Origin of the sequence: Streptomyces sp. AHA2 (assembly GCF_036857595.1) — a bacterium.
GTDB lineage: Bacteria > Actinomycetota > Actinomycetes > Streptomycetales > Streptomycetaceae > Streptomyces.
The window spans coordinates 460,048-481,589 of sequence record NZ_JAUQWJ010000003.1 but is presented as its reverse complement, the minus strand read 5'-3'; the positions used below and the strand labels follow the sequence as shown (position 1 = coordinate 481,589).

The window sequence follows — 21,542 nt, the reverse complement described above, 5'->3', positions numbered from 1 at the left end:
CCGGCCCTACAGCGTCTTTCCGGTGGTGGCGGGGCCCACGAGGAGGCCGTCCTCGAAGCGGTCCACCCGGACGGTGTCGCCGTCCTTGATCTCCCCGGACAGGATCTCCTTGGCGAGCCGGTCGCCGATGGCGGACTGCACGAGCCGCCGCAGCGGCCGGGCCCCGTACGCCGGGTCCAGGCCCTCCTCGGCGAGCCACGCCAGGGCCTCCGGGGTGATGTCGAGGCTCAGGCGCCGCTCGGCCAGGCGCTTGGCCAGGCGGTCGATCTGCAGCTCGGCGATGCGCTCCAGCTCGGGCTTGGTCAGCGCCGAGAAGACGACCAGGTCGTCCAGGCGGTTGAGGAACTCCGGCTTGAAGGAGGCCCGGACCACCTCCAGCACCTGCTCCCTCTTCTCCGTCTCGCTGGTGAGCGGGTCGACCAGGAACTGGCTGCCGAGGTTGGAGGTCAGCACCAGGATCGTGTTGCGGAAGTCGACGGTGCGGCCCTGGCCGTCGGTCAGGCGCCCGTCGTCCAGCACCTGGAGGAGGATGTCGAAGACCTCGGGGTGGGCCTTCTCCACCTCGTCCAGCAGGACGACGGAGTACGGACGGCGGCGCACGGCCTCGGTGAGCTGGCCGCCCTCCTCGTAGCCGACGTACCCGGGCGGGGCGCCGACGAGGCGGGCCACGCTGTGCTTCTCGCTGTACTCCGACATGTCGATGCGGACCATCGCCCGCTCGTCGTCGAAGAGGAAGTCGGCGAGGGCCTTGGCCAGTTCGGTCTTGCCGACGCCGGTCGGGCCGAGGAAGAGGAAGGACCCGGTGGGCCGGTCGGGGTCGGCGATCCCGGCGCGGGAGCGGCGTACCGCGTCGGAGACGGCCCGCACGGCCTCGCTCTGGCCGATGAGCCGCTTGCCCAGCTCGTCCTCCATGCGCAGCAGCTTCTGCGTCTCTCCCTCCAGCAGCCGGCCGGCGGGGATGCCGGTCCAGGAGGCGACGACGTCGGCGATGTCGTCGGCGCCGACCTCCTCCTTGACCATGGTGTCCCTGGCCACCTCCTCCTCCGCCTCGGAGGCGGCCTCCAGCTCCTTCTCCAGGGCCGGGATCTCGCCGTACAGCAGCTTGGAGGCGGTGTCGAAGTCGCCGTCGCGCTGGGCGCGTTCGGCCTGGCCGCGGACCTCGTCGAGGCGCTCCTTCAGCTCACCGACGCGGTTGAGGGACTGCTTCTCCTTCTCCCAGCGGGCGGTGAGGCCGCGCAGCTCCTCCTCCTTGTCGGCGAGGTCGCGGCGCAGCTTCTCCAGCCGCTCGCGGGAGGCCGCGTCGGTCTCCTTGCCGATCGCCAGCTCCTCCATCTTCAGCCGGTCGACGGCGCGCTGGAGCTCGTCGATCTCGACGGGCGAGGAGTCGATCTCCATGCGCAGCCGGGAGGCCGCCTCGTCGACGAGGTCGATGGCCTTGTCGGGCAGGAAGCGGGAGGTGATGTACCGGTCGGAGAGGGTGGCGGCGGCGACGAGCGCGCTGTCGGCGATCTGCACCTTGTGGTGGGCCTCGTAGCGGCCCTTGAGTCCGCGCAGGATCGCGATGGAGTCCTCGACGGTGGGCTCGGCGACCAGCACCTGCTGGAAGCGGCGCTCCAGGGCGGGGTCCTTCTCGATCCGCTCGCGGTACTCGTCGAGGGTCGTCGCGCCGACCATGCGCAGCTCACCGCGGGCGAGCATGGGCTTGAGCATGTTGCCCGCGTCCATGGCGGAGTCGCCGCCGGCACCGGCGCCCACGACGGTGTGCAGCTCGTCGATGAAGGTGATGATCTGCCCGTCGGAGTCCTTGATCTCCGCGAGCACGGTCTTCAGCCGCTCCTCGAACTCGCCCCGGTACTTGGCGCCCGCGACCATCGCGCCCAGGTCGAGCGCGACGAGCCGCTTGTCCTTCAGCGACTCGGGCACGTCGCCCTTGACGATCCGCTGGGCGAGCCCTTCCACGACGGCGGTCTTGCCGACGCCGGGCTCACCGATCAGCACGGGGTTGTTCTTGGTGCGCCGCGACAGCACCTGCACCACGCGCCGGATCTCCTGGTCGCGGCCGATGACCGGGTCGAGCTTGCCCTCGCGCGCGGCGGCGGTGAAGTCGGTCCCGAACTTCTCCAGGGCCTTGTACTGGCCCTCGGGGTCGGCGGTGGTCACGCGGCGTTGTCCTCGTGTCTTCTGGAAGGCGGCCTGCAGCTTCCCGGCGTCGGCGCCCTGGCGGGTGAGCACCTCGCCGGCCGCGCCGCCCTTGGCGGCGATCCCGATCAGCAGGTGCTCGGTGGACAGGTACTCGTCGCCCAGGTCCTTGGCGCGGGACTGCGCGTCGGCGACGACGGCGAGCATCTCGCGGTTGGGCTGGGGCGGTGCCACGGTCGAGCCGGTGACGCTGGGCAGCCCGGCGAGCACGCGCTCGGCACCGGCGCGCACGGCCGCCTGGTCGGCGTCGACCGCGGCGAGCAGGTCGGTGATGTTCTCGTTGTCCTGCCCCTGGAGCAGCGCGAGGAGCAGGTGGGCGGGCGTGAGGTCGGGGTGTCCCTCGGTCACGGCCCGGTTGCTGGCAGCGTTGATCGCGTCCCGGCTCCGGTTGGTCAGCTCGGCGTCCACGTTCGCGTTCTCCTCCTTGCGTGCAGCTGTGTGCGACGTCTCCTCGGGCAGTCCGTTCTGACTGGGTCAACGTCCACAAAGTTGAGTCTATTCCACTCAAGGCCGATTCGGGGAGGGTGGGAGCGTTAAGTTCCGTCCATGGCGACCAAGTACTCCGTGGACCCGGGTGCTCCCGACCCCTCGTACCTCGGCTTCTGGCGGGAACGGCACGTGTGCACCCTGACGACCCCGCGCCCGGACGGCACACCGCACGTAGTACCCGTCGGGGTCACCTACGATCCCGAGGCCCGTCTGGCCCGGGTGATCGCCAACGGGGCGAGCACGAAGGTGCGCAACGTGCTGGCCGCCGGGGAGGAGGGAGCGGCCGTCGCGGTCTGCCAACTGGAGGGCCGCCGCTGGGCCACGCTGGAGGGCCGGGCCGTCGTGCGCCGGGAACCGGAGCGGGTCGCGGAGGCGGAGCGGCGGTACGCGGAGCGCTACGGCAGGACGCCGACGCCGAATCCGGCCCGGGTGGTCATCGAGATCCGGCTGACGCGGGCGATGGGGCGCGGTTGACGGAAGTGAACATCCACACCGGGAACCGGCCGGATCCGGCCACAGCCTGAGGCGCCCCGACGAGGGCGATACCCGGACATGTACCCGGAAAACTGCAGCGGCGTCACCGTGTTCAGGTCACGGTGACGCCGCTGCGGGGGGAAGCACCTGAGCGATCTGTTACGACGGGGGAATCGCGTCAGGCACTGCGGGGGGTGGCAGAGATGGTCCGCGGGACAGGCGAGTCGGCCTCCACCTGCTGATGATCCCGCTGGTCCAGGTTCACAAAGATCATTCCGTACCGTACGGCGCACCGGACGGGCTGCGGCGCCCCCCGAGGCCGCCGCAGGCACCGGTAGGCCCGCACGTCTCCGTCCTCGTCCCGCGTGACGACGACCGGCTCTCCGAACACGGTCACCATCAGGGAGTCACCGCTGTGGGGGATGGCGGTGACCAGGTCGATGAAGTGCCAGCCGGAACGGTAGGCGGTGGCCATCTCACGACGGAAGGAGCGGTCGTCGGGTGGAGTGGTCACGATCAGCCCCCGGCTCCGTCTGCGGTACCGACGGTGGACTGTGCCGCCGCCGGCCACACACTGTCGGCCAGAACATGACTCTTGGCGGTTGCCGGCCAGACACTGTCCGCCCGGTCATCGCCGTTCGGGCCCGAGAGGGCGCTCACGGTTCCGAAGGCCACGACGGCGGAGAAGGCGGCGACAAGCCCCAAGCGAAGCATTCTGTTACGCATAGTCGGCTTCGTCCTCACTTGAAGGTCCCCTCTTCCCCCGTCGAGTACGACGATGGCTCATTCGGGCACGTCATGGCCACAGAATCAATGCATCATGTTCCTGCATGTTCAGGACCCTGGGGGGTGGAGATTTGATTACGAATCGGACCAAGGCGACACATCCCCATGTGGTGACCGAGATGTGCGAGGAAGGTGGCCGACTGTACGCGAACGCCCTGCGTGCGGGGCGCATTCTGCGAACGGACGCGGAAGCGGCTCCCTGCCTGATGGAGTTCGCCCTTCTCCACCCGGATCCCGACGATCCGGACTGGCTGCGCCCCATCCCCCCGGCCGTGGCACTTGCCCAGCGGCTCAATCCCATCGAGAGCGAGATCACCGAGCGCCGGCGCGTGTCGATCGAGCTGTCCGACGCCTTCGCCCCCTTCATGGCGCTGAGCGCCCAGACCATGACGAGCAGCGACTCCATCACGGTCCTGGAGGGCAGCGAGCGCATCAACGCGGCGCTCAACCTGGCCACGTCCCAGTGCCAGACCGAGATGCTCACGATCCAGCCGAGCGGTCACAGGCCCGAACGCAGCCTGATCCAGGGCCTGGAGCGCGACCGCCCGCTGATCGAACGTGGTGTGCGCATCCGGACGCTGTATCCGCACACGGCGCGGTACAACTCCGAAAGGCTCGCCTACGCCAGCCAGTTCACCGACGGCAAGGTCGAGTACCGGACCATCGACGGGCTGGTCGAGCGGCTCATCGTCTGCGACGAGACCGTCGCCTTCATCCCCACGCGCGACGACCAGAAGGTCGCTCTCGAACTGCGCCACCCCGGTCTCGTCTCGTATCTGATCAAGGTCTTCGAGTTCATGTGGGACCGGGCGGTACCGCTGAGCGCCGGCGCCCCCTACGAAACCGCCCCCGACGGCATCACCGAGATCCAGCACTCCATAGCCAAACTTCTCGTCGAAGGCCACGTCGACGAGGCCATCGCCCGGCGCCTGGGCATGAACGTGCGCACCTGCCGGGCTCACATCGCCAAGCTCGCGTCGGCCCTGGGCAGTGGGAGCCGGGCCCAACTGGGCTTCCTCATCGCACAGTCGGGCATCCTGGACCGCACGGGTGCCCCGCAGTGAGCCGGTGAGCCGGTGAGCCGGTGAGCCGGTGAGCCCACCTCACCCCGAGCACGGCGAGGGCGACCTGTGCTGCACTGCACCGGCTGCTGCGGAGCTCCGGGGAACGGATCGCGAGCGAACGGCGGCGTGAGGCGCGGCCGGCGGAGACGTTCGGCGCGCTCATGCGGATCGCCGGCCCGCAGGCCCCGCCGGCCGACAGCAGCACGCTCCAACTGCTCCAGGGCACGGAACGGATCAACCGTGCCATCACCGACGCCATGGCCGAGGCAACCGACGAGCTGATCACCGTCCAGCCCCGCGCGGGACTCACCGGCGAGCGCGGTCAGGTCGCCGACGGCACGTCACCGGGCCGCGACCAGGCCGCGCTGGACCGCGGCTGCCACATACGCACCCTCTACCCGCACACGCCGCGCCACTTCCCGATCATCACCGCCCGCTGCGAGCGCCTCGAGGGCGACGTGCGGATACGCACGCTCGACGAGGTCCCCGACCGTCTCGTCGACGGCTCGGTGGCCTTCGTCCCGGCCGGCCAGGACGGCGGACTCGCTCCCGAGATCAGGCACCCGGCGATCGTGCAGTACCTCGGCGTCGCCTTCGACCGTCTCCGGCGCCTTGCCACCCCCATGTACCCCGAAGCCGTCCCCGAGCCCTCCCCCGGCGGCGTCACCCCCCGGCAGCACGCCGTCGCCGCGCTGCTCGTGGAGAGGGGAGCCGGAGCAGGGCCCAGCTCGGCTACCTCATCGGGCGGTCCGGGATTCTCGACCGGGAGCACTGAGCGTCGGGGAGGCGGCCGCCCGCGGGGGCCCGTCCAGCCCCGCCTGGGCGATCCGCACACCCAGCTGGGTCCGGCTGGCCGCCCCCAGCGTCTCCGACAGACGCGCGATGTGCGCCCGGCACGTCCGCACGCTGATGCCCAGCCGTTCCGCGATGACCGCGTCCTGGTGCCCCTCCGCCAGCAGCGCCGCGATGGACCGCTCCCGGTGGGAGATGCCCTCGATGCCCGTGTCGGGCAGCGGCGCGGTCAGCGGGATCGCCAGGCGCCAGAGCCGCTCGAAGACCGTGACCAGGTAGGCGACGAGCGCGGGGTGCCGCAGCTCCAGGGCCATCGTGCGGTCGCTGTTGGCGGGGACGAACGCCACCGTCCGGTCGAACAGGATCAGCCGGTCGATGACCTCGTCGAGCGTGCGCGCCTCCACGGCGTCGCCCATGATCTCCAGGTACGTCAGCAGCCCCTGCCCGTGCCGGGCGACGTGCGTGTACAGGTCCCGCATCCGTACGCCCCTGCCGCGCAGCGCCAGCGCGCGGTGCAGGCCCTCGGAGAGTTCCGCCTCACGGCGGATGCCGCCGGGCTGGACGGTGAGCACCTCGGTCGTGCACGCCTCGGTCGCCTCGTCCATCGCGGCCTGGATGCGGGCCAGTCCGTCGAGGACCCGGATCGCCGAGCCCTCGCCGGCCGACGGGGCGGGCCGGACCTGGCGGCCCAGCCCGGCGTACCACTCGACGGCGGCCACGGCCGAGCCCACCCGCCGCTGGTTCGCGCTGACTTCGTCGTACATCCCGCGCAGCAGCCGGGTCATGACCTCCTGCGGGGAGGTCGGCACCAGCCAGTCCATGTCGTCGGGATCGGGGTGCAGCAGGGCGAGTTCCAGCAGGCAGGGCACCGGTTGCGCGTCCCGGCGCGGCACCCGGCCCCGCCGTACGGCCCGGGAATACACGCGATCCCCGGCCTCGCACAGTCGGTCGGCACCATGTGGATGCTCCTCCGCCCCGTGCCCGGCCATCGCCCATCCCACCCCCGGTTCGCCGTCTCGCCGCAGCGGCAACTATGCGCGGCCGGACGGTGCTCCGCAACACGGCTCCGTCCCGGCGGCGATTCGTCTCCACCCGATCGCATCCGGTATCCGTATGCCCGTTGACGGCCGATGCAGCAGGCCGAGGGCCGGGCCGGTGGGCGGACGCTCCCGGCCCCGGAGAACCGACGCCCTTACGGGGCGCACCGGTTCGTGGCGAGCAGGGCCGCCGCCGACCGTGCGGGAGACGTGGTGCCGTGCCCCAGGGCCCGGGCGGCGCCGAGGACCTGCCGGCCGGCGATCAGCACCACCGCGCCCTGCTGCCGCGGTCTGCCTGCCCGGGCTGGTGGGGCTGTCCATGACGGCGACGGCCACGCTGAGCACTACGGCGCCCGCCGCCCCGGACGGGGTGGACCTCACGGTCGCCGCGGGCGAGGTCTACGGGCTGCTCGGGCCGACCGGCGCCGGGAGGACCACCCTGATGAAGGTGCCGCCGGGCGCGAGGCCGGGGCGCTCATCGAGGTGCCCGGCCTGTGGCCCCGGAGCCGACGGCGGACGAGACGCCCGGCCGCGGCTGATCGTCCTGGACGAGCCGGCCAACGGCCTCGGCCCGGTGGGCATCAGGAGCTGCGGTACCGGCCGGGCTCTCCCCGGGTGCGCCTACTCGAGGCCCGCCGCCGCGCAGTCCGACTTGTACTTCGCCGTGCAGATGTCGGACAGCTTGTAGATGTCGTCCGCGACGACGGTGTCCTTGATGTTCTCCTTGGTCAGCGCGACCACGGGGACGAGCTGGGCCGGGATGCCCTTGTCCGTGGGGCTGTCGACCCGGTCCCGGGTGAGGGCGGCGAACTGGATGTCCCGGCCCTGGACCTTCGCGACCGCCATCTCCGCGGCGTTCTCCGCCTCCTGCGGGTACGACTTGTACACGCTCATGTACTGCTCGCCGGAGACGATCCGCTGCACCGCGGCCAGTTCGGCGTCCTGCCCGGTGATGGGCGGCAGCTTGGTCACGCCCGCGGCCTTCAGGGCGTCGACGATGCCGCCGGCCATGCCGTCGTTGGCCGAGTAGACGGCCGCGATGTCGCCCTTGCCGATCTCGGCGATGGCCTGGGCCATGTTCGCCTGGGCGTTCTCCGGCTTCCAGTCCTTGGTGTCGTAGGACTTCGCGATCGTGACCTTGCCGTTCAGCTCGGACAGCGCCCCGGCCTTGAACTGCTTGGCGTTCGGGTCCGTCGGCGAGCCGTTCATCATCACGATCTTGTCGGACAGGCTCACGTCCTCGCCGATGGCCTCCAGCAGGGTGCGGCCCTGCACCTCGCCGACGAGTTCGTTGTCGAAGGAGATGTACGCGTCGATCGGGCCTTCGGCCAGCCGGTCGTAGGCGATGACCGGGATGCCGGCCGCCTTGGCCTTCTTCACGCCACTGGCGATGGCGTGCGAGTCGACCGCGTCCAGCAGGATCACGTCGACCCGGTCGTCGATCATCCGCTGCATCTGGTCGGCCTGCTTGTCCGCGCTGGCCTCGGCGTTCGCGTACTCGACGCGGCCCTTGTCGTTGGTGAGGGACTCGACCTTCCGCTTGATGATGGGGTAGTCGAAGTTCTCGTACCGGGTGTTCGCCTTCTCCGGCAGCAGCAGGCCCACCGTGATGTCGTCGCCCTTGGCCGGGCTCGCGTCGTCACTGCTCCCACTCGCGTTGAGCACGCCGCATCCGGCCAGCGTGACGGACATCGTGGCGGCTGCCACGGATATGGCGATACGACGCATCGGGAAGCTCACTTCGCGTGTGATTCGGACGTGGGCACAGCTTTGTGGCCCATGTGACTGAAAAGCCAACGCCGACGCGCCCCCAGCGTCAAGCGGAACCACTTAACGAGATGGCAACACCACGCTCCGCAGCAGTTGTGAAGACTCTGCGGAATCATCTCCAAGTGCCCTGCACCACACGGGCATCGACGGGAGACCCGGCGAAACCATCCCAAGACACACGAAAGGGCCGGGAGTCGACTCCCGGCCCCTTCGACGTGCCGCACCCGGCGAGGCGCCTCAGTCGGCCTGCTGCTGCCGCTTCGGCCGCCACACCACCAGTGCGCTGGTCTGCTGCACCTCCTGGTACGGCACGAGGTCACGGCGGTAGGAGGCGTGCACGGCCGCCTCGCGCTGGCGCATGGCCGCCGCCGCGCCGTCGAGCGCGTCCTCCAGCTCGGCCACCCGGGACTGGAGCGCGGCGACCTGGTTCTCCAGTTCGATGATGCGCTTGATTCCGGCCAGGTTGATGCCCTCGTCCTGCGACAACTGCTGCACCTGCCGGAGCAGTTCGATGTCGCGGGCCGAGTAGCGCCGGCCCCGGCCGGCCGTGCGGTCCGGGGAGACCAGGCCGAGCCGGTCGTACTGGCGCAGGGTCTGCGGGTGCAGGCCGGACAGCTGGGCCGCCACCGAGATGACGTAGACCGGGGTCTCCTCGGTCAGTTCATACGGGTTGCGTCGACGACCGTCCATCTGCCTCATGCTCCCTTCGCGGCCTGGAACAGCTCCGCCCGCGGATCCTCGTCCGCGGTCGCCTCGCGATACGCCTCGAGCGCGTCACGAGCCTTCCCCGACAGGTCCTTCGGAACACTCACCTCGACGGTGACCAGGAGGTCGCCTCGGGTGCCGTCCTTGCGCACCGCGCCCTTGCCCCGGGCGCGCATCGTACGGCCGTTCGGCGTGCCGGGGGGCAGCTTCAGCGTGACGGGCGGGCCGCCCAGCGTCGGCACCCGGACCTCGCCGCCGAGGGCCGCCTCGGTGAAGGTGACCGGGACGGTGACGGTGAGGTTGTCGTCCTTGCGCCCGAACACCGGGTGGGAGTCGACGTGCACGACCACGTACAGGTCGCCCGCCGGACCGCCGCGCTCACCCGGCGCGCCCTTGCCGCGCAGCCGGATCCGCTGGCCGTCGCTGACGCCCGCGGGGATGCGCACCTGCATGGTCCGCGAGGACTTGGCCCGGCCGCTGCCCTTGCAGACGTCGCAGGGGGTCTCGGCGATCAGGCCCCGGCCCTTGCAGTCCGGGCAGGGGTCGGTGAGGGAGAACCCGCCGCCGCTGCCCCGGGCGACCTGCCCGGTGCCGACGCAGGTCGGGCACACGCGCGGTGTGCCGTTCTTGTCGCCGGTGCCCGAACAGGCCTTGCAGGGCGACTGCGAGGACATCCGCAGCGGGACGGTCGCGCCCTCGATCGCCTCCGTGAAGGTGAGGGTCACCTCGGACTCGATGTCCTGGCCGCGCCTGGGCTGCGTGCGCGAACCCGGGCCCGCGCCGCCGCGGTTGAACAGGCCCCCGAAGACGTCACCGAGTCCGCCGCCGAACCCGCCGGCCCCCTGCCCGCCCTGGGCGCCCCCGAAGAGGTCGCCCAGGTCGAAGTTGAAGGAGCCGCCGCCCGCGCCCGGCCCCGGGCGGAAGGCACCGCTGCCGAAGAGGGCGCGCGCCTCGTCGTACTCCTTGCGCTTCTTGGGGTCGCCGAGGACGTCGTTGGCTTCGGAGATCTCCTTGAAGCGCTCCTCCGCCTTGACGTTCCCCTTGTTGGCGTCCGGGTGGAACTCGCGGGCGAGCTTGCGGTACGCCTTCTTGATCTCGGCCTCGGTGGCGTCCTTGGGGACGCCGAGGACCTTGTAGTAGTCCTTCTCGATGAAGTCCTTGGTGCTCATCCCCGACGTCCCTCCTTCCCTTCGTACGTGACGTCAGCCCTCGTCCGGGCCACCGCTCTCCTTGTCGTCGGCGTCGGCGGACTCCTCCGCCTTGACCGTCTGCGCCCCCGGCTGGGGCTCGGCCACCGCCACCCGCGCGGGGCGGATGGTGCGCTCGCCGATCCGGTACCCGGGCTGCAGGATCGCCACGCAGGTCGTCTCGGTGACGTCCGGGGCGTAGCTGTGCATCAGGGCTTCGTGGATCGTCGGGTCGAAGGGCTCGCCCTCCTTGCCGAACTGCTGCAGGCCCATCTTCGCCGCGGTGCTCTCCAGCGACTCGGCGACGGACTTGAAGCCGCCGACCAGTTCGCCGTGTTCGCGTGCGCGGCCGATGTCGTCGAGCACGGGCAGGAGTTCGGTCAGGAGGTTCGCCACGGCGATCTCCTTGACCGCGACCCGGTCGCGCTCGACCCGGCGGCGGTAGTTCTGGTACTCGGCCTGGAGGCGCTGGAGGTCCGCGGTGCGCTCACCGAGGGCGGTGCGCACCTGGTCCAGCTGGGCCACCAGACCGGCGTCCTGGCCCGTGTCCCCGGCCGGGGCCGCCCCCTCCTCCGCGGAGGGGGAGGCGGCCTTCGGCTCGGCGTCGTCGGAGGTCGCGCCGGAAGGGACGTCGGGCTGCTGCTCGTCGAAGCCCGGGGTCTCCTCCGTCACGCGGCACCGTCCTTCCGGTCCTCGTCGACGATCTCGGCGTCGACGACGTCGTCGTCGGCCTTGGCCTCACCGGCACCCGCCCCGGCTCCGGCGGAGGCACCGCCGGCGGCCTGGGCGCCCTGCGCGTCGGCGTACATGGCCTGGCCCAGCTTCTGGGAGACGGCGGCGACCTTCTCCGTGGCGGTGCGGATCTCGGCCGTGTCCTCGCCCTTGAGCTTCTCCTTCAGCTCGGCGACGGCCTCCTCGACCTCGGTCTTGATCTCGCCCGGGACCTTGTCCTCGTTGTCCTTGAGGAACTTCTCGGTCTGGTAGACGAGCTGCTCGCCCTGGTTGCGGGTCTCGGCGGCCTCGCGGCGCTTGTGGTCCTCCTCCGCGTAGCGCTCGGCCTCCTCGCGCATGCGGTCGACCTCGTCCTTCGGCAGCGAGGAGCCGCCGGTGACGGTCATCTTCTGCTCCTTGCCCGTGCCCAGGTCCTTGGCGGTCACGTGCATGATGCCGTTGGCGTCGATGTCGAAGGACACCTCGATCTGCGGGACGCCGCGGGGCGCCGGGGGCAGACCGGTCAGCTCGAACATCCCGAGCTTCTTGTTGTACGCCGCGATCTCGCGCTCACCCTGGTAGACCTGGATCTGCACGGAGGGCTGGTTGTCCTCGGCGGTGGTGAAGATCTCGGACCGCTTGGTCGGGATCGTCGTGTTCCGCTCGATGAGCTTGGTCATGATGCCGCCCTTGGTCTCGATGCCGAGGGACAGCGGGGTGACGTCGAGGAGCAGGACGTCCTTGACCTCGCCCTTGAGGACACCGGCCTGCAGGGCGGCGCCGATGGCGACGACCTCGTCCGGGTTGACGCCCTTGTTGGCGTCCTTGCCGCCGGTCAGCTCCTTGACGAGCTCGGCGACGGCGGGCATGCGGGTCGAGCCGCCGACGAGGACGACGTGGTCGATCTCGCTGATGGAGATGCCGGCGTCCTTGATGACGTTGTGGAACGGCGTCTTGCAGCGCTCCAGCAGGTCCGCGGTCAGCTGCTGGAACTGGGCGCGGGTGAGCTTCTCGTCGAGGTGCAGGGGGCCCTCGGCGGAGGCGGTGATGTAGGGCAGGTTGATCGAGGTCTCGGTGGACGAGGACAGCTCGATCTTCGCCTTCTCGGCGGCCTCGCGCAGACGCTGCAGGGCCATCTTGTCCTTGCCCAGGTCCACGCCGTGGCCGGCCTGGAACTGCTGGACGAGGTAGTCGACGACGCGCTGGTCCCAGTCGTCACCACCGAGGTGGTTGTCACCGTTGGTGGCCTTCACCTCGACGACGCCGTCGCCGATCTCCAGCAGCGAGACGTCGAACGTACCGCCACCGAGGTCGAAGACCAGGATGGTCTGGTCGTCCTTGTCCAGGCCGTACGCCAGGGCGGCCGCGGTGGGCTCGTTGACGATGCGCAGGACGTTCAGGCCGGCGATCTCGCCGGCCTCCTTGGTGGCCTGGCGCTCGGAGTCGTTGAAGTACGCCGGGACGGTGATGACCGCGTCGGTGACCTTCTCGCCCAGGTAGGCCTCGGCGTCCCGCTTCAGCTTCTGCAGCACGAAGGCGCTGATCTGCTGCGGGTTGAAGGGCTTGCCGTCGAGCTCGATCTTCCAGTCGGTGCCCATGTGGCGCTTGACGGACCGGATGGTCCGGTCCACGTTCGTGACCGCCTGACGCTTGGCGACCTCGCCGACGAGCACCTCACCGTTCTTGGCGAAGGCGACGACGGACGGCGTGGTCCTGGCGCCCTCGGCGTTGGTGATGACGGTGGGCTCGCCGCCCTCCAGAACGCTGACGACGGAGTTAGTCGTGCCCAGGTCGATGCCGACCGCACGTGCCATGGTTGGTTCCTCCAGCTGACTTGAGTGCAACGGACTCAAGTGTGCACGACGGTTCGCGACCGGTCAACAGAGCTGAGTCGAACAGGCTCAACTCTTATCCGTTCCTTACACGCAATGGGGCTCCGACCTGCGGAGATACTCTGCGTCGAGGTGCGTACACAGGGACACGCGAAAGGGCGAACGCGACCAGGAGGGCCGCTCCCACCACCCACCACAGGGCACCCGCCCCGATCCACCCGGCATGGGCGAGTACCCCGGCGAGCACACCGCACGACGCCAGGACGCCGAGCAGCACGGTGATTCCCGGCACGGTCATCCCGAGCCGGCGCAACCGGTGGGCGAGGTGGTCCGGGCCACTGCGCCCCACGGCCCGCCCGGGCGGCCGCCGCGACAGCAGGACGAGGACGACGTCGGCTCCCGCCAGGGCGCTCAGGGCGAACAGCACCCCGGCGCTCTCCGCCACACCGAACCCCGCGCGGACCTGCACGGCGCCGGCGGCGATCACGAACCCGGCGGCCATCGACCCGCAGCTGCCGAGACCCACGCGCGCGGGGTGCCAGTTGTGCAGCAGGAACCCGGTCAGCGCGGCGGCCAGCACGCTCGCCAGCCCGGCGACGCCGTCCATGACGTCGACGGCGGCGCAGGCGGCCACCCCGAAGGCGGCGAGCACCCCGGCGCTCCCGGCGAGCCCGTCGGCGTGGTCGAGCCCCCTCAGGCCCAGCGTCACCCCGACGACCCACACGGCGCCGAGCAGTCCGGTCGCCACGCCCGCCTCCGCGTAGGGCGCCACGCACAGGGCCGCGACCGCCGTACCGCCGGCCAGGACCCGCCGCCGCAGCCGCCACACGTCGTCGGCGAGGCCGAGGAGCGCGACCGCGCCGCCGGCGGCGAGCAGCCCGCCGGTGCCGGTCCCGGCCGCCGACCAGTCCTTGACCGCCACGACCGTCCCGGTGACCGCGACGACCGCCACTCCGCCGGACAGCGGCACCTCGCGCCGGGACCGTCGCTCGATCAGCCGCAACCGCAGGGCGGGCCCCCTCAGGGCGGCCGCGAGCAGCGCGGTGAGCAGCAGGGCGGAGGCGGCGGCGACGATCCCGTAGAGCACGGATATAAGTTAGGCGTCACTATGACAATTCGGTACGAATAACACGACGGCATCCGTGGTGGTTCTGAGGCAACCCTCAGCGATTCAGATCACTGCCCACCCGGCTACAGTGCGGCGGAAGATAGGGGTAGTCTCAGACGGACTGCATAAGTTACCGCTTAGTAATTTCGGGTGGGCCTGAAGAGCGACAGGTCACCCCGACGAAACCCCTCGCAGGCCCGAGGAGCCCCCATGCAACTCGCCGCGATCATCGTGTCGCTGGTACTGACCGTGGTCGGCGTCGCGCTGCTCGCACGCGCGATCGGCCGGTTCGTCCGGTACTTCAAGCTGGGCCAGCCGGTCCCGGCCGGTGCCCGGACCGACAACCCCTACCAGCGCAGCGTCACGCTGGTGAAGGAGTTCCTCGGCCATACGCGCATGAACCGGTGGGGCATCGTCGGCATCGCGCACTGGTTCGTCGCGGTCGGCTTCCTGACGCTGCCGCCGACCCTCGCCCAGGCCTTCGGCCAGTTGTTCCAGGCCGACTGGGTGCTTCCGGTCATCGGCACGTTCCTGCCGTTCGAGCTGTACATCGAGTTCATCGGCGTGATGACGGTCCTGGGCATCGCCGTCCTCATCGCGATCCGCCTGCTGAACCTGCCGAACCGGCCCGGCCGCAAGTCCCGCTTCGCGGGCTCCAAGGCCGGCCAGGCCTACTTCGTCGAGTACGTCATCCTCACCATCGGCCTGGCGATCTACGTGCTCCGCGGCCTGGAGGGCGCGCTCCACCACGTCGACCACTACCAGGCCTCCTACTTCGCCTCGTACCCGCTGGTCCTCGCCTTCGAGGGCCTGTCGGTCACGGCGCTGCAGAACCTGGTCTACCTGGTCGCCATGATCAAGATCAGCACCTCGTTCATCTGGATGATCGTGGTGTCGCTGAACACGAACATGGGCATCGCCTGGCACCGCTTCCTGGCGTTCCCGAACATCTGGTTCAAGCGCGAGTCGAGCGGCGGCACGGCTCTGGGAGCCCTGCAGCCGATGACGTCCGGCGGCAAGCCGATCGACTTCACCGACCCGGGCGACGACGACGTCTTCGGCGTCTCCCAGGTCGAGCAGTTCTCCTGGAAGGGCCTGCTGGACTTCTCCACCTGCACCGAGTGCGGCCGCTGCCAGTCGCAGTGCCCCGCCTGGAACACGGGCAAGCCCCTCTCCCCCAAGCTGCTGATCATGTCGCTGCGCGACCACGCGCACGCCAAGGCGCCGTACCTGCTGGCCGGCGGCGGCAAGACGATGGAGGGCGAGGAGAAGGCGTCCGAGGAACAGCTGAAGGACGTCCCCGCGTCCGCGCTCGCCGAGGCCGAGCGGCCCCTGGTCGGGTCGCTGGAGGACAACGGCGTCATCGATCCGGACGTCCTGTGGTCCTGCACCACCTGCGGCGCGTGCGTCGAGCAGTGCCCGGTGGACATCGAGCACGTCGACCACATCGTCGACATGCGCCGCTACCAGGTGATGATCGAGTCGGCGTTCCCGTCCGAGGCGGGCACGATGCTCAAGAACCTGGAGAAGAAGGGCAACCCCTGGGGCCTGGCGAAGAAGCAGCGCCTGGAGTGGCTCAAGGAGGTCGACTTCGAGGTCCCGGTCGTCGGCAAGGACATCGAGGACCTGACCGAGGTCGAGTACCTGTACTGGGTCGGCTGCGCCGGCGCCCTGGAGGACCGGGCCAAGAAGACCACGAAGGCCTTCGCGGAGCTGCTGCACATCGCGGGCGTCAAGTTCGCCATCATGGGCGGCGACGAGAAGTGCACCGGTGACTCCGCCCGCCGCCTGGGCAACGAGCCCCTGTTCCAGGAGCTCGGCATGGAGAACGTCATGGCGCTGAACATGGCGTTCGGCGAGGAGATGGACGACGACGGCAAGGTGACGCCCGAGTCGGCGAAGCCGAAGTCCGCGAAGAAGATCGTCGCCACCTGCCCGCACTGCCTCAACACGATCGGCAACGAGTACCCGCAGCTCGGCGGCGACTACGAGGTCGTCCACCACACGCAGCTGCTGCAGCACCTGGTGGACGAGGGCAGGCTCATCCCGGTCACGCCCGTCGAGGGCATCATCACCTACCACGACCCGTGCTACCTGGGCCGCCACAACAAGATCTACACGCCGCCGCGCGAGATCATCGCCGCCGTCCCCGGTGTGCGCAACGAGGAGATGCACCGCCACAAGGAGCGGGGTTTCTGCTGCGGCGCGGGCGGCGCGCGGATGTGGATGGAAGAGCGCATCGGCAAGCGCATCAACAACGAGCGCGTGGACGAGGCCCTGTCGGTCAACCCCGACATCGTCTCGACGGCCTGCCCGTTCTGCCTGGTCATGCTGACCGACTCGGTCAACGGCAAGAAGAACGACGGCAAGGCCAAGGAGTCCATCACGGTCGTCGACGTCGCCCAGCTGCTGCTGGACTCGGTGAAGACGCCGGTCCCGGCGGAGGCCGCCGACGCCGGCCCGGACGACTCCGACGGCGACGACGGCGAGCCGCCGGCGGGCACGTCGGACTCCGCTGACGCCCCGGAGCCGGAGCCGGTGAAGTAGCCCCCGGCCCACCCTCACGTCGGACACCCCCTGCCCGGGTCATCGGGCGGGGGTGTCGGCGTTCTGGGCATCTTCCGGCCGGAAAGGGTGATGTGAGGCCCCCGACCAGGCAGGCGACGATGTGGGACCGCTCGAAAAGTTCACCGAACTCACGTACAACCCTTACGCCCTCACACAGGTCTCCTGATCGCCGACCGCCCGTGAACGCCCGGACAACTCCCGGCGAACCGGATGGTTCCGGCCCCACATCGACTGCGGACGTCCCCGAGACGTCCCCCGCATGCAGCAGGAGACCCGCATGCAGCAGCACGAGCGCCCCGCCGGGCGCCCGTTCGCGCTCACCCGCCCGCACCGGCGCCACGGCCTGGGCCCCGGGCCGCGCCCCCGCCCGCGCCTCGCCCTCGCGACGGCCGCCGCCGCGGCGCTGACCGGCACCCTGCTGACGGCCACCGCGGGTACGGCGACCGCCGCCGACGCGACGCACACCCCGCAGGCCGACTTCAACCACGACGGCATCGGCGACGTGGCGTTCTCCGCCGTCGGCGGGTACGTGAGCGGCAAGAAGGACGCCGGCCAGCTCGTCGTCCTGTACGGCACGAAGAGCGGCGTGACCTCCGCGAAGCGGTCCGTGATCAGCCAGAACACCGCCGGCAGCCCGGGCACCGCCGAGGCCGGTGACGTATTCGGCGTCGACAGCGCCTACGCCGACTTCAACGGCGACGGCTACGACGACCTCGCCGTCTCCGCCCCCATGGAGGACGTCGGCAGCGACAAGGACGGCGGCACCGTCGCGGTCCTGTGGGGATCGGCGCAGGGCATCACCGGCAAGGGCGTCACGATCGCGGACGCGGCCCCCACCAAGCACGACCGCTGGGGCAGGAAGCTCGCCGCCGGCGACTTCGACGGCGACGGCAAGGCGGACCTGGCCGTCGGCACGACCTCCAACGTCATCTACGTGCTCAAGGGCGGCATCAGCCCCACCGGCACCGCCGTCAAGGGCCGCACCTCCGTCAAGGCGCCGGTGGACACCTCCGGCGAGGGGACCGGGGCGGTCAACCTCACCGCCGGCGACGTCAACGGCGACCGGCGCACCGACCTGGTCGTCGACGGCTTCGAGACGGAGACCGGCCGCTACTGGAACGCCAACTACCTTCTGCTGGGCACGAGCACGGGCCTGTCGGCTTCCGGGGCCCGGCAGCTGAAGGCCGGCCCCATCACCGGCATCGGCGACATCAACGGCGACGGTTTCGGTGACATCGTCAGCGGCATGTACTGGAACAAGGCGGACGGCGGCGTGGAGTTCCCCGGCGCCGCCGACGGCGGCAAGGTGTGGATCACCTACGGCGCCGCGGACGGCATCGGCTCCACCACCGGCATCACCCAGAACACCGGGAACGTGCCCGGCAGTTCGGAGAAGAACGACTACTTCGGCTACGAGCTGGACCTCGGCGACGTCAACGGTGACGGCAAGCAGGACCTGGTGATCGGCGTCGCGGGCGAGAACGTCGGCTCCGTCACCGACGCCGGCCAGCTGGTCGTGCTGTACGGCTCGGACTCCGGCATCAACACGGCCTCCGGCGCGCAGTCCTTCACGCAGAGCACCGCGGGCGTCCCCGGCTCGGACGAGAAGGGCGACATGCTCGGCGTCGACGTCAAGCTCGACGACGTCAACGGCGACGGCCGCGCCGACCTGCTGGCCGGCTCGTTCGAGAACGCGGGCGACGGCTCGGTCCTCTACCTGCCGTCCACCGGCACGAAGATCACCGCGACCGGCTCGCGGGCGATCGGGCCCGGCGCGACGGGCGTCTCCACGACCGGCTACCCGAACTTCGGCGCGAACTTCGGCGACTGAGCCGGCGACCGAGTCGTTCTCTTCCACCCCTTCGGGGCCGGGCCGTCCAGGTCCGGCCCCTTCCTCACCGGAGCACTCCCTTGCGCAAGCGCACCCTCCTGCTGGCCGCCACCCTCACCACCGGCCTCCTCACCACCGCCGGCCCCGCCTCGGCCGCCCCCTCCCGGCTCGCCGGGGACTTCAACGGCGACGGGTACCGTGACGTCGCGGCCGGCGCCCCGTGCGCCGACGTCGGTTCGGCCTCCTGCGCGGGTGCCGTCGTCGTGCTGTACGGCTCGTCGTCCGGCGTCTCGGCCGCCCGCAAGGCCGTCGTCACCCAGAACTCCGCGGGCGTACCCGGCACCGCCGAGTCGGGCGACCTGTTCGGCTCCGCGCTCGCCGCCGGCGACCTGGACCGGGACGGTTACTCCGACCTCGTGGTCGGCGCCTCCAACGAGAGCGTCGGCGACCGCGACGGCGTCGGCTCCGGCACCGTCCTGTGGGGCAGCAAGTCCGGTCTGACCGGCGGCAAGGGCCTGCCGCAGCCGAGCACGCTCGCGGAGTACGGCAACTTCTCCCGGGGCATCGCCACCGGTGACTTCGACGGCGACGGCGACACGGACGTCACCCTCACCGGCCAGAGCCACACCCGCCTCTACAACGGTCCCTTCACGCGCACCGGGGGCCCGGTGAGCAACGTCCGCGTCGGCGAGGTCGGCACCACGTTCGAGGTGATCGCGGGCGACCTCACCGGCGACGGCGCGGCCGAGCGCGTCTACCCGTTCAACGTGGACGGCGACAACGGCGGCGAGATCAACTGGTTCCGCTGGACCGGCATGACGTACAAGATGTCCGAGCTGACGAACGCGGACGGCTACCCCGGTGCGATCGGCGACGTCAACCGCGACGGCTTCGGCGACCTCGTCCTCGGTGACCCGACGGACCCGTTCGACCTGAAGCCCGGCGGTCACAAGGGTGGCCAGGTCACCGTCTGGTACGGCGGCCCGAACGGCCCCGACCCGGCGCAGCAGCCGACCGTCGTCCACCAGGACACGGCGGGTGTGCCCGGCGCGGGTGAGGCCGACGACGCCTTCGGCTCGGCGGTGAGCACCGGCGACGTCAACGGCGACGGCTACGCCGACGTCGTGGTCTCCGCCCCCGGCGAGGACGTCGGCTCGGCGCGGGACGCGGGCTCGGTCACCGTGCTGTTCGGCTCCGCCTCCGGCCTGAGGACGGCCACCGGCGTGAAGTCGTACACCCAGGACACCGCCGGTGTGCCCGGATCGGCCGAGTCCGGGGACCGTTTCGGCTCATCGGTCGGCCTCACCGACGTGACCAAGGACGGCAAGGCGGACCTGGCCGTCGGCGTCAGCGGCGAGAACGACACGGGCGGCCTGTGGACGCTGCGCGGTTCGGCCTCCGGCCTGACCACGAGCGGCGCCCAGGGCATCACGTCCTCCGGTGCCGGCCTGAAGGGCTACACCGGCCTCGGTTCCGTGCTCGCCCAGTGACCCCCCGACGACTTCCCAGCGAGGCACCCATCCCCATGCGCACCCGTATCGCCGCCGCCGTGCTCGCGGCGGCCCTCACCCCGCTCGCCCTCACCGCCGCCGCGCACGCCGCCCCGGCCGCCGCCCCCTGGGACTTCAACGGCGACGGCCGCGCCGACCTCGCGATCGGCGCACCCGGCGCCACCGTCTCCGGAAAGGCCAGGGCGGGCGCGGTGAGCGTCGTCTACGGCGCCACCGGCGGGCCGAAGACCGCGACGCGCACGCTGCTCACCCAGAACACCGCCGGCATCCCCGGCACCGCCGAGGCCGACGACGCCTTCGGCTCGGCCCTGGCCTCCGCGGACCTCGACTCCGACGGCTACGCCGACCTGCTGGTCGGCGTCCCCGGCGAGGACTCCTACGACACCAACAACGGCACGGTCACCATCGTCTGGGGATCCAAGTCCGGTCTGAGCGGCGCCCGTTCGCTGTACAGCCCGTTCGACACCGACTACGACCGCTACGGCCGGACCCTCGCCGTGGGCGACTTCGACGATGACGGCGACCTCGACGTCGCGTCCGGCTCCACCGGCCCGGTCACCCTCACCCGGGTCGACGGGCCGATCACGAGGACGAGTTCACCCGAAGGCGCCTCGGGCGGCCGCAACTCCTGGTGGTCCTCCGCCGCGGGCATCACCCACCTCTCCTCCGGGGACGTCACCGGCGACGGCCACCCCCGCGTGGTGCTGCACGGCCGCACCGCGCACGACGGTGCCGCCGCCACCGGCCTCGCCGACCTGAAGATCGGCAACTACGACGACTGGCTGCAGAAGCTGCCCGGCGGGTTCGTCTCCGCCGTGGGCGACATCGACCGGGACGGTCACGCCGACATCGTCGTGGGGAACGACCGCGAGACCTCCGCCGACCCGGGCGGCGCCCTCGGCGGCAAGGTCACCGTCGTCTACGGCGGCCCCGAGGGCCCCGCCACGGACCGCGCCCCGCTCGTCCTGACGCAGGACACCCCGGGCGTGCCCGGAGCCTCGGAGAAGGGCGACCGGTTCGGCAGCGACGTGGCACTCGGTGACGTCGACGGCGACGGCCACGCCGACCTGGTGGTCGGCACCGCGGGCGAGAACGACTCCGCCGGCGCCGTCACCGTGCTGTACGGCTCGGCGTCCGGCCTCACCACCAAGGGCTCCGCGTCCTACACCCAGAACACCGCGGGTGTGCCCGGCGGTTCGGAGCCGGGCGACCGGTTCGGCGAGCGGGTCACGCTCACCGACGTCACCGGCGACCGCCGCGCCGACCTGTCGGTCGCGGCGCCGGGCGAGAACTCCGGCGACGGGGCGGTGTGGTTCCTGCGCGGCACGGCCACCGGCCCGACGACATCCGGATCGACGAGCTTCGGCCCGGCCACGACCGGCGTCTCCACGGCGGGCACCCCGGGCTACGGCACGGCTCTCTCCTCCTGACCACCCCCGAACCGCCGCCGTCACCGCCGCCTCCGACCCCCGGGACCG

At 71.0% G+C, this 21,542-nt stretch carries 16 protein-coding genes; 6 read left to right on the top strand and 10 right to left on the bottom strand.

What is annotated here, in order from left to right:
• Window positions 1-6: 6 nt before the first annotated feature.
• Window positions 7-2,607, bottom strand: coding sequence for an ATP-dependent chaperone ClpB (gene clpB / locus Q5694_RS09550; protein WP_333932092.1), 2,601 nt, complete (start codon window positions 2,605-2,607; stop codon window positions 7-9).
• 138 nt (window positions 2,608-2,745) lie between these two features.
• Between clpB and Q5694_RS09545 the strand changes: the two genes are divergently transcribed.
• The gene (locus tag Q5694_RS09545) at window positions 2,746-3,162 is read left to right on the top strand and encodes a pyridoxamine 5'-phosphate oxidase family protein (RefSeq protein ID WP_333932091.1); all 417 of its coding nucleotides are present in this window, start codon (window positions 2,746-2,748) and stop codon (window positions 3,160-3,162) included.
• A gap of 178 nt (window positions 3,163-3,340) precedes the next feature.
• Here Q5694_RS09545 and Q5694_RS09540 read toward each other — a convergent pair whose 3' ends face one another.
• Entirely contained in the window at window positions 3,341-3,676 is a 336-nt protein-coding gene (locus Q5694_RS09540; protein ID WP_094054633.1) for a hypothetical protein, read from the bottom strand.
• A 316-nt stretch (window positions 3,677-3,992) separates the two neighbouring features.
• Between Q5694_RS09540 and Q5694_RS09535 the strand changes: the two genes are divergently transcribed.
• Window positions 3,993-5,012 carry a helix-turn-helix transcriptional regulator gene (locus tag Q5694_RS09535; RefSeq protein ID WP_333932089.1) on the top strand — a complete coding sequence of 340 codons (1,020 nt, stop codon included), beginning with the start codon at window positions 3,993-3,995 and terminating at the stop codon, window positions 5,010-5,012.
• Between the two features lie 341 nt (window positions 5,013-5,353).
• Here the strand turns inward: Q5694_RS09535 and Q5694_RS09530 are convergent, their stop codons facing one another.
• The 8 genes from Q5694_RS09530 to Q5694_RS09495 all read right to left on the bottom strand — a co-directional run bounded on the left by Q5694_RS09530 (window position 5,354) and on the right by Q5694_RS09495 (window position 14,133).
• Window positions 5,354-5,575, bottom strand: a complete 222-nt coding sequence (locus tag Q5694_RS09530) for a hypothetical protein (RefSeq protein WP_333932088.1) — start codon at window positions 5,573-5,575, stop codon at window positions 5,354-5,356.
• A gap of 174 nt (window positions 5,576-5,749) precedes the next feature.
• Window positions 5,750-6,793, bottom strand: coding sequence for a helix-turn-helix transcriptional regulator (locus Q5694_RS09525; RefSeq protein ID WP_333932087.1), 1,044 nt, complete (start codon window positions 6,791-6,793; stop codon window positions 5,750-5,752).
• 669 nt (window positions 6,794-7,462) lie between these two features.
• On the bottom strand, window positions 7,463-8,569 hold the full coding sequence (locus tag Q5694_RS09520) for a sugar ABC transporter substrate-binding protein (protein ID WP_443040838.1): 1,107 nt from the start codon (window positions 8,567-8,569) through the stop codon (window positions 7,463-7,465).
• Window positions 8,570-8,848: 279 nt separating this feature from the next.
• Window positions 8,849-9,301, bottom strand: a complete 453-nt coding sequence (locus Q5694_RS09515; protein WP_333932085.1) for a heat shock protein transcriptional repressor HspR — start codon at window positions 9,299-9,301, stop codon at window positions 8,849-8,851.
• Window positions 9,302-9,306: 5 nt separating this feature from the next.
• Window positions 9,307-10,485, bottom strand: coding sequence for a molecular chaperone DnaJ (gene dnaJ / locus Q5694_RS09510; protein ID WP_333932084.1), 1,179 nt, complete (start codon window positions 10,483-10,485; stop codon window positions 9,307-9,309).
• Between the two features lie 33 nt (window positions 10,486-10,518).
• Window positions 10,519-11,175, bottom strand: coding sequence for a nucleotide exchange factor GrpE (gene grpE / locus Q5694_RS09505; protein WP_333932083.1), 657 nt, complete (start codon window positions 11,173-11,175; stop codon window positions 10,519-10,521).
• Complete coding sequence (dnaK, locus tag Q5694_RS09500) at window positions 11,172-13,028, bottom strand: molecular chaperone DnaK (protein WP_333932082.1); 1,857 nt, start codon at window positions 13,026-13,028, stop codon at window positions 11,172-11,174. Before dnaK ends, grpE begins: the two co-directional genes overlap by 4 nt.
• Window positions 13,029-13,122: 94 nt before the next feature.
• On the bottom strand, window positions 13,123-14,133 hold the full coding sequence (locus tag Q5694_RS09495; protein ID WP_333932081.1) for an MraY family glycosyltransferase: 1,011 nt from the start codon (window positions 14,131-14,133) through the stop codon (window positions 13,123-13,125).
• A gap of 231 nt (window positions 14,134-14,364) precedes the next feature.
• Here Q5694_RS09495 and Q5694_RS09490 point away from each other — a divergent pair, with 231 nt between their 5' ends.
• The 4 genes from Q5694_RS09490 (at window position 14,365) to Q5694_RS09475 (ending at window position 21,494) form a co-directional block, all read left to right on the top strand.
• A complete protein-coding gene (locus Q5694_RS09490) occupies window positions 14,365-16,701 on the top strand; it encodes a (Fe-S)-binding protein (RefSeq protein WP_333932080.1) in 2,337 nt (778 codons plus the stop codon).
• A 298-nt stretch (window positions 16,702-16,999) separates the two neighbouring features.
• Window positions 17,000-18,553 (top strand): VCBS repeat-containing protein, encoded by a 1,554-nt coding sequence (locus tag Q5694_RS09485; RefSeq protein ID WP_333932079.1) that lies wholly within the window; start codon window positions 17,000-17,002, stop codon window positions 18,551-18,553.
• 80 nt (window positions 18,554-18,633) lie between these two features.
• Window positions 18,634-20,043, top strand: a complete 1,410-nt coding sequence (locus tag Q5694_RS09480) for an FG-GAP-like repeat-containing protein (RefSeq protein ID WP_333932078.1) — start codon at window positions 18,634-18,636, stop codon at window positions 20,041-20,043.
• Between the two features lie 35 nt (window positions 20,044-20,078).
• A complete protein-coding gene (locus Q5694_RS09475; RefSeq protein WP_333932077.1) occupies window positions 20,079-21,494 on the top strand; it encodes an FG-GAP-like repeat-containing protein in 1,416 nt (471 codons plus the stop codon).
• Window positions 21,495-21,542: the final 48 nt, after the last annotated feature.

What these genes read in the sequence shown, in the direction of transcription:
- Q5694_RS09545 (WP_333932091.1), top strand. Translation starts at nt 2,746, where the DNA reads ATGGCGACCAAGTACTCCGTGGACCCGGGTGCTCCCGACCCCTCGTAC.
- Q5694_RS09535 (WP_333932089.1), top strand. Translation starts at nt 3,993, where the DNA reads ATGTTCAGGACCCTGGGGGGTGGAGATTTGATTACGAATCGGACCAAG.
- Q5694_RS09525 (WP_333932087.1), bottom strand. Translation starts at nt 6,793, where the DNA reads ATGGCCGGGCACGGGGCGGAGGAGCATCCACATGGTGCCGACCGACTG.
- Q5694_RS09520 (WP_443040838.1), bottom strand. Translation starts at nt 8,569, where the DNA reads ATGCGTCGTATCGCCATATCCGTGGCAGCCGCCACGATGTCCGTCACG.
- Q5694_RS09515 (WP_333932085.1), bottom strand. Translation starts at nt 9,301, where the DNA reads ATGGACGGTCGTCGACGCAACCCGTATGAACTGACCGAGGAGACCCCG.
- dnaJ (WP_333932084.1), bottom strand. Translation starts at nt 10,485, where the DNA reads ATGAGCACCAAGGACTTCATCGAGAAGGACTACTACAAGGTCCTCGGC.
- dnaK (WP_333932082.1), bottom strand. Translation starts at nt 13,028, where the DNA reads ATGGCACGTGCGGTCGGCATCGACCTGGGCACGACTAACTCCGTCGTC.
- Q5694_RS09490 (WP_333932080.1), top strand. Translation starts at nt 14,365, where the DNA reads ATGCAACTCGCCGCGATCATCGTGTCGCTGGTACTGACCGTGGTCGGC.
- Q5694_RS09485 (WP_333932079.1), top strand. Translation starts at nt 17,000, where the DNA reads ATGCAGCAGCACGAGCGCCCCGCCGGGCGCCCGTTCGCGCTCACCCGC.
- Q5694_RS09475 (WP_333932077.1), top strand. Translation starts at nt 20,079, where the DNA reads ATGCGCACCCGTATCGCCGCCGCCGTGCTCGCGGCGGCCCTCACCCCG.